Source organism: Gemmatimonadota bacterium, from assembly GCA_026706845.1.
Lineage (GTDB): Bacteria > Latescibacterota > UBA2968 > UBA2968 > UBA2968 > VXRD01.
In genome coordinates, this window is sequence record JAPOXY010000084.1 from 1 (window position 1) to 6,934 (window position 6,934).

Annotated in this window: 6 protein-coding genes; 4 read left to right on the forward strand and 2 right to left on the reverse strand. The window is 49.9% G+C overall.

What is annotated here, in order from left to right; all coding sequences use genetic code 11:
• A partial coding sequence (locus OXG87_08555) for a TonB-dependent receptor (GenBank protein ID MCY3869596.1) occupies nucleotides 1-1,825 on the reverse strand: 1,825 nt, incomplete at its 3' end.
• A gap of 171 nt (nucleotides 1,826-1,996) precedes the next feature.
• Entirely contained in the window at nucleotides 1,997-4,726 is a 2,730-nt protein-coding gene (locus tag OXG87_08560; protein ID MCY3869597.1) for a TonB-dependent receptor, read from the reverse strand.
• A 248-nt stretch (nucleotides 4,727-4,974) separates the two neighbouring features.
• Between OXG87_08560 and OXG87_08565 the strand changes: the two genes are divergently transcribed.
• The 4 genes from OXG87_08565 to OXG87_08580 all read left to right on the forward strand — a co-directional run.
• Nucleotides 4,975-5,136, forward strand: a complete 162-nt coding sequence (locus OXG87_08565) for a hypothetical protein (protein MCY3869598.1) — start codon at nucleotides 4,975-4,977, stop codon at nucleotides 5,134-5,136.
• Between the two features lie 35 nt (nucleotides 5,137-5,171).
• The gene (locus OXG87_08570) at nucleotides 5,172-5,777 is read left to right on the forward strand and encodes a molybdenum cofactor guanylyltransferase (protein MCY3869599.1); all 606 of its coding nucleotides are present in this window, start codon (nucleotides 5,172-5,174) and stop codon (nucleotides 5,775-5,777) included.
• 89 nt (nucleotides 5,778-5,866) lie between these two features.
• Nucleotides 5,867-6,169 (forward strand): 4a-hydroxytetrahydrobiopterin dehydratase, encoded by a 303-nt coding sequence (locus tag OXG87_08575; protein MCY3869600.1) that lies wholly within the window; start codon nucleotides 5,867-5,869, stop codon nucleotides 6,167-6,169.
• Between the two features lie 18 nt (nucleotides 6,170-6,187).
• On the forward strand, nucleotides 6,188-6,934 hold a 747-nt coding region (locus OXG87_08580), incomplete at its 3' end, for a glycosyl hydrolase (protein MCY3869601.1).

The following is a 6,934-nucleotide window of genomic DNA, read 5'->3' on the forward strand; positions in this document are numbered from 1 at the left end:
TTTGCTGCCCCGGCGTGGGTGCTCTAAAGCCCGTGCTAAAACTGCCGCGCACTTTCACATTTTCATTTACCTCGTAATTGGTCGCCACCTTGAAATTGGTTGTGGAACCAAAATCCTCAAAGTTTTCAAAACGCAGGGCTGCGCCGAGCAACCAGTTTTCCTGTGGGCTAAATTCGGCATCTCCATAAATCGCCCAGTTGGAGCGGCTCCAATTCCCGGATGCAATATCGCCGAAACCGGGGAAGCCGTTGGAAGCCGAGCTAAATCCTTGGCTCGCCAGGGAGCCTATTTCAAAAGACTCGCGCTGTCCGGGCACAACTTCAAAGTTTTCAATGCGATATTCGAGGCCGGATGCGAAGAAAAATTGCTCACTAAACGGATAGGTTATATCAAAGTTGAAATTGGTATCCGTCTGGATATAGTCTCCGGGATTAAATTCTGTCGGTGTATTGGGACCGAGGGAGGCGTTCACGGTATTGAAAATGAAGAAATCGGAGTGGTGACGCCCATAAGATGCGCTGAGGTCCCAGGTCAGCAGCGATTGCGTCGAGCCCTTAATACCCGCCAAAAAGGCGCGGTCTTCTGTATCCGCGCCAAATCGGGGGGTGAACCCGCCGGGAAAGAGCTCCTGGAATGTGAATAAATTGGGATCGTCAAAAACCTGTCTTAAGGCGGCTGCATCCGGCACTGAACAGCTTATGGGCACCACGGGCACATCGCCACCGCTCATATTGCCAACGAGCAATGTCGCTGTCAGTGTCCCGTTTACGCCATGGACAATACCCAGTTTCTCCGCTTCGGACTGAGTATAATAGTCGGTGCCGTCCCACATCAATACGGGCCCCTGATATACGGCACCGCGCGTATTGGGATTGCGGAAGTAAAACCCGCCTTCGACCTGTTTGCTCGCATAGTTGCCGTGCCCGTAGAATTCGATATTGTCGTTAATGGTGGCACCGTAGTTGGCAAAAATTTTCAGGTCGTCTCGAACAAAGGGTTGCCCCCAGGGTTGTGCGGGATCATTCACATGGGTATTGCCCACGCGGATCAAACGCGCGGCATCGTCTCGCTGGATAGAGCGGTCGGTTTCATCTGTATTGCCGTATTCCACACTGAGGTTAATCCATGTATCTGGCGTACCCAGGCCGATATTGCCAGCTAAGGCGTAAGTGCCACCATCCCCTTGCCGGAAAATACCGGGCTTGATTTCAATAGATCCACCTTCATAATTGTCTTTGAGTTCAAAATTCAACACGCCGGCAATAGCGTCAGAGCCGTATTGCGCGGACGCGCCATCGCGCAGGACTTCCACGCGCTTGAGGGCAATACTCGGGATAGCGGATATGTCGGGACCTTGCGCGGCATTGGAGAGACCATTGCCCAGCCAGTAAATCACAGAGGCGCGGTGGCGTCGCTTGCCGTTGACGAGTACCAGCGCGTGGTCGGGTGCCAGCCCTCGCAGATTCGGCGGTCGCACGACGGTTGCCGCATCGCTAATCGGCTGAAGGTTGACGTTATAAGAGGGTACGACATTTCTCAGAAGATCCTGCACATCGCTACCGCCTTGCTTGACAAAATCTTCGCCGGTAACCACATCGATGGGCACCGCAGATTCGGTGACAGAACGCGGTTGTGCGCGAGTACCTATGACTACCAATTCTTCGAGTATGACCACTTCTTCGAGTATGTCGGAAAGCGGGGGGACAACAGATGTGGTATCCGCGCCTTCGGAACGAGGCGTTTCTTGTGATACGATAGTGCCACTCATCACAAGCAGGGCAACGAGGGCAAGGGCGAGAGACTTCAAATGGGTTTTATGTTGCATAAAAAAACTCCTTTGTGTGTATGAACACGGGGAAGAGATACGATTTTAGACTGTACGCATTCCAGTTTAGAAAAAATAAATCAACGTTGCCCAAAGTGCCAGAAAAAAAAGAAGCCGCGTTTTTTAACGCGGCTTCTTTGCTATTGGGTGAACAATCCTTTGAACTACGACCTAAAAGCTGAAGTTGTATTTGGCATACCAGAATGCGCCGCTAAAACCGAATGGGCTGTACTGGCTGTACAAATGGCCCGAACCGCTCCTTGCACTGGGATTGATATCGGGATAGATATCGAGAATGTTCTGACCGCCAACGGTTACCGTTGAGTGCTCGGCAACGGTATAACTAACTTCGGCGTCCAGTATCCATTCGTCACCATAAACGAAGTCATCTTCTTGATCGTACCACGAACTGTAATACCGGAGGCGTCCCAGTACCTCAAGCATATCGTTCAACGGTTGGATGATCGTCAGATTCCCTCGGTGTTTGGGAAGACCCTCTTGCAATTCTCGAATCCTTTGAGCACCCAGGGTCTCCAGATTGTGTTTGGTCACTTCGGTATTCGTAGCATTATACGCCAGACTCAGTTGCCCATCACACCACACCGGAGCTGTGAGAACGATGTCAACACCCTGGGTTTTGGTGTCAAAGTCATTGACGAAAAATTTGAAATTTGTAATAAAATTCGCAGCCGTGATACCCGCCTTGAGCAGTTCATCGACTTCTGCTGGGGTCAGGGAGAAATTTTGCGAGAGCGTCAAGCGTCCCTTCACCAAAATGTGGAAATAGTCCACCGTAATATTGACTGGGGGAATACCGGTATCCACGGGAAAAACGGGAATTTCAAAAACAATACCAGCCGAGATATTGGTCGATTTTTCGGAATCGAGCGGCTCACCACCCTTGGATTGTGCGACGGGATTGTTCGATGGAATTGTGCCGTCATTTGTCAAATCACCGATTGTGGGATCGAAGATCGTAGATACGTTAAACGCATTTTGTTGTCCCGGCGTGGGTGCTCTGAAGCCGGTACTGAAACTGCCGCGCACTTTTGTATTTTCGTTAAGCCCGTAATTGGTCGCCACTTTGAAATTGGTTGTGGAACCAAAATCATCAAAATTTTCAAAGCGCGCCGCAGCGCCGAGCAGCCAGTTCTCCTGCGGATTAAATTCGGCGTCTCCATAAACAGCCCAGTTAGAGCGACTCCAGGTGCCTGCGGCAATTTCACCAAACCCCGAGAACCCGTTGGACGCGACAGTAAAACCATACTCTGCCAGCGGACCTTTAACCCAGGATTCTCGTTGTCCCTGCACAATTTCAAAATTTTCCGTGCGGTATTCAAGGCCGGCGGCAAAGAAAAACTGCTCGCTAAACGGATAGGTGATATCGAAGTTGAAATTGGTATCTGTCTGGATATAGGTTCCAGGATCAAAATACGGTGCATCTTCGTGACTGGGATCAACTTGTGGTCCATTGGGCCAGGGTTGGTTGGGGCCCAAAGAGGAATTCACGGTATTGAAGATGAAGTAATCGGCTTCGTTGCGCCCATAAGACGCGCTGAGATCCCAGGTCAGCAACCCTTGCGATCCCTTGATACCCGCCAGAAAGGCGCGGTCATCCATAAATGCGCCAAATCGGGGGGTGAAGCCACCGGGAAAGAGTTCCTGGAAGGTGAACCAATCGGAGTTGTCAAAAACGCGTTGTAAGGCTGCGGCATCCGGCACATGGCAAACGATGGGCACGATGAACTCCTGGGGAATTCTAAGACCAGTATCTCCGGACGGTTCGAGAACCTGACTCAGATTACCGACGAGCAATGTCGCTGTCGCTGTTCCGTTTACACCATCCACAATACCCAGTTCAGCAGCTTTGTCCGGATGATAATAGGTGGTGCCGTCCCAAATCATTACGGGTCCCCTGAATACGCCACCTCGCGTATTGGGATTTCGGAAGTAGAAACCGCCTTCAACTTCCTTGCTCGCATAGTTGCCATGTCCGTATAATTTGACATCGTCGTTGATGTTAATACCGTAGTTGACAAAGAATTTCAGGTCGTCTCTAATGTAGGGCTGACCCCAAATTTGTGCGGGATTTTCCACACGGGTATTGCCCACGCGGATCAGACGCGCGGCATCGTCGCGTTGCACGGAACGGTCGGTCTCATCCTCATTGCCATATTCAACGCTGAAGTTGACCCAGGCATCTGGCGTGCCCAGGCCGATATTGCCAGCAAAAGCATAGGCGAAACCATCGCCTTGCTGAAAAACACCTGGTTTGACCTCAAAAGAACCGCCTTTGTGACTGTCTTTAAGCTCAAAATTCAACACGCCAGCAATGGCGTCAGAACCGTACTGCGCAGACGCGCCATCGCGCAGGACTTCCACGCGCTTGATGGCAATAGAGGGGATGGGGGCTATGTCTGGCCCCTGGGCGCCGTCGGCGACACCATTGGTTATCCAGTGAATAACAGCGGCGCGATGGCGGCGTTTGCCATTGATGAGGACCAGCGTATGGTCGGGTGCCAACCCACGCATACTGGGAGGCCGCACGACGGTGGAGGCATCGCTAATCGGGTTTGTATTCACATTGTAAGAAGGCACCATATCTCTCAGAAGATTTTGTACATCTGTATCGCCTTGTTTGACAAAATCTTCGCCGGTAACAACATCGATGGGCACGGCGGATTCCGCGACAGAACGCGGTTGTGCGCGGGTACCAATAACCACCAATTCTTCGAGTATGACCACTTCTTCGAGTATGTCTGTCAGCGGGGGTAAGACAGCTGTTGTATCCGCGCTTTCGGTACGTGGCTTTTCCTCTTCCTGTGATACGGCAGAGCCACTCATTGCAAGTAAAACAACAATGCAAAAGACAAGAGATCTAAAATGCGTCTTAGATAGCATAAAAAAACTCCTTTGAGAAAACGGAGGAGAAATGTGGTGTTGAGTAGAAATATGGGAGAGAGGGCGGTCCTTGATTTCGAATGGTTCGCTTATAAAATAGTCTATTCATATCCAGTGTCAACATATATTTTAAGATACATATAAGAATTTGTATATGCCAATTTGCGCTTAGGAGTATCTTTATATATATTTTTTCTCTTAAGTGTGATATGGAAGGCCCGCCAGGTTCAACAGAAGGAGGTTGCGTTTTGAAGTCCAGTTACGTAAATAAAGATCTCGAGGAAACCAGACGTTTACTTACGCAGGTGAGGCGGGGTGGCAAAAGGGGCAAAAGAGCGCGTAAGAAATTGGAAGCCAAAGGCATCAGATATTACACATCTGAAGAAGCCGAGAGTCTCGGTATTGAATAAAAAAGAAAGGCATGCGAAAGCGGCCTTTTTTTGCTATGAATAGCTCTGGAATCATCCTTACAGGCGGTGAAAGCAGGCGAATGGGCAAACCCAAGTATAGCTTGTCCTTTGGCGGTGAAACCCTGCTTCAGCGAAGTGTCAGAAATCTGAGGGGAACTGTTTGCCCAATTGCGATTGTGGGTGCGCCCGGACAAGACTTGCCAGACATACCCCAGGTGTTATCTATATGCGATCCCGTTGCCAATCAAGGTCCGTTAATGGGACTGATGACAGGGTTAAAACATGTCGAAGGTGTCTCCGAATGGGCACTGGTGACGGGTTGCGACATGCCATTTATCAATAATGAATTGATCCAATGCCTGAAATCGCACAGGACAACAGAGTCAGAGATTGTCATTCCCCGTATAAATGAACAGTTCTATCCTTTGTGCGCGCTTTATCAAACTGCTATCTGGAGAAAGGCCAAATTGCTACTCGAAAAAGGAGAACGACGGCTTTTGGCACTGGTCGATGTATGCAGCATCCAGGCCGTTGCACAAGACGCACTCGCACGGATTGATCCCAACCTCCAATTTTTGATGAATATCAATACGCCTCAATGTTATCAGAGCGCTCTTGAATTAGCCGGTTTGCAGCAGTGAAATCGGACAGATCTATCCACTGTTGACGATATTCTTTTTTCGCATATATTGCCACGTATCCATTTACTTATCACCAAGGAGTTATCACGATGGCTATTGAAGACAAAACCCTGTTGACCGAAGACGAGATTCGCGCAGAGGTTGCCGATCTCGAAGGATGGGAATATTTGGAAGACACAAAAGAATTGCAGCGCGTTTGGCATTTTGAGAAATTTGTGCCAACTATGGCTTTTGTGCGCAGGCTGACGGAGATTATGGATGAAAATAATCACCATTCGGATATCGGCCTCAACAGCCGAACAAAAACTCTTACGGTCACGGTGACGACCCACAGCGAAAATGCCGTCACCCGTGCAGATATCGATTTTGCAGGAGCAGTAAATCGAGGGTAAAAAATCATTGGAGGTGGGATGAAGGTGGATGTCAATATTCAGCCTGGCGACCTGAAAGTCAGGCTGAATCGTTTTTTTGAACTGGCTACACAGAAAATTCGGAGTATCGATTCGACGTGGGATTCAGACCGGGGAACGCCAGTATTTACAGAAGGCGGTAAATACACCACCCGGGGGTGGACCGAGTGGACGCAGGGATTTCAATTTGGATGCGCCATTTTGGGATATGAAATCACGCGGGAAAAAGATCTGCTGCAGATTGGGCGCAAGGGCACGATTGAGCACATGGCGTCTCATGTGACGCATATTGGGGTACACGATCACGGATTTAACAATGTATCGACCTATGGGAATTTGCGGCGATTGATGCGAGAAGGAACGCTCGAGGAAAATGAGTGGGAACGACACTTTTACGAACTGGCACTCAAAGCCTCTGGCGCTGTTCAGGCTGCTCGCTGGACGACCATTGGTGATGGCAAAGGGTATATTCATTCGTTTAATGGACCGCATTCCCTGTTTTCAGACACGATCAGGTCGTGTCGCGCACTGGCTGTGGCACACGATCTCGGTCACGTTTTAATGGGGGAGAATGACCTCGCAATTTCGCTGCTCGAGCGCTTGATTCACCACGCCGAGACGACTGCGCAGTTCAATGTGTATTACGGCGAGGGGCGCGATCGATACGATGTGCGGGGACGAGTTGTACACGAGTCCATTTTTAATGTCAATGACGGCAATTATCGCTGCCCGAGTACCCAGCAGGGT

What these genes read in the sequence shown, in the direction of transcription:
- OXG87_08560 (MCY3869597.1), bottom strand. Translation starts at nt 4,726, where the DNA reads ATGCTATCTAAGACGCATTTTAGATCTCTTGTCTTTTGCATTGTTGTT.
- OXG87_08575 (MCY3869600.1), top strand. Translation starts at nt 5,867, where the DNA reads ATGGCTATTGAAGACAAAACCCTGTTGACCGAAGACGAGATTCGCGCA.
- OXG87_08570 (MCY3869599.1), top strand. Translation starts at nt 5,172, where the DNA reads ATGAATAGCTCTGGAATCATCCTTACAGGCGGTGAAAGCAGGCGAATG.